Raw genomic sequence first — 1,089 nt, 5'->3', positions numbered from 1 at the left:
GACCTCCGTCGTGATCGCCGGTGACGAGAGCGCCGTACTGGAGATCGCCGAAGCCTTCGAGGCGCAGGGCCGCAAGACCCGTCGCCTGACCGTCAGCCACGCCTTCCACTCCCCGCACATGGACGGGATGCTGGCGGACTTCCGCAAGGTGGCCGAGGGGCTGTCGTACGCGGCTCCCGCCATTCCCCTGGTGTCGAACCTGACCGGCACGGTCGTGGGCGAGGAAGAGGTCTCGCGACCGGAGTTCTGGGTGCGCCATGTGCGGGAGGCGGTTCGCTTCCACGCGGGTGTGGGGGCGTTGGAGGCCGAGGGTGTCACCACCTTCGTCGAACTCGGCCCGGACGGCGTACTGTCCGCGATGGGACAGGAGTGCGTCACCGGAGACGGTCACGCGTTCGTGCCGGTGATGCAGCGCGGCCGCTCCGAGACGGAGACCCTGACGGTCGCGCTGGCGACGGCGTTCGCGCGGGGTGCCGCGCAGGCGCCCGACTGGGCCGCCTACTTCGCCGGCAGCGGCGCCCGACGCGTGGAACTGCCCACCTATCCCTTCCAGCGGCAGTGGTACTGGCTCGACTCCGGTTCCCCGGCGGGCGGTTCGGGTGACCCGGCTGGGCTCGGCCTCGAGTCCGCCGACCACGCGCTGCTCGGAGCCGCCGTCGAACTGCCCGACACGGACGGCTTCCTGTTCACCGGCCGGCTGTCACTGGAGACACATCCGTGGCTGGCCGATCACGCGGTCATGGGTGCGGTCCTGCTGCCCGGCACCGCCTTCGTCGAGATGGCCCTGCACGCCGGCGAGCAGGTCGGCTGCGACCGGATCGAGGAACTGACCCTGGAGGCCCCCCTGATCCTGCCCGAACAGGGCGGGGTGCGGTTGCGCCTGTCGGTCGGAACCGAGGATGACGACGGCCGTCGCCCGCTGTCCCTGCACTCGCGGCTGGAGAGCGCCACGGCGGAGGAGCCGTGGGTGCGGCACGCCACCGGCCAGCTCACCCAGGGCGCGCAGGACCCGTCCTTCGACCTGTCGGTGTGGCCGCCGGAGGGTGCGGAGCGCGTGGAGGCGGAGGTGGCTGGTCTGTATGAGGGGCT

At 71.8% G+C, this 1,089-nt stretch carries 1 protein-coding gene; it reads left to right on the top strand.

Going from position 1 to position 1,089, the window contains the following annotated elements; genetic code table 11:
* Nucleotides 1-1,089 (top strand): acyltransferase domain-containing protein (locus IE249_RS35425; protein ID WP_189711627.1); only part of this gene is annotated, 1,089 nt, incomplete at both ends.

It is taken from the genome of Streptomyces anandii JCM 4720, assembly GCF_014650655.1.
Taxonomy (GTDB): domain Bacteria; phylum Actinomycetota; class Actinomycetes; order Streptomycetales; family Streptomycetaceae; genus Streptomyces; species Streptomyces anandii.
The sequence above is the reverse complement of the archived record's forward strand: the minus strand, read 5'-3'. Positions and strand labels throughout refer to the sequence as shown.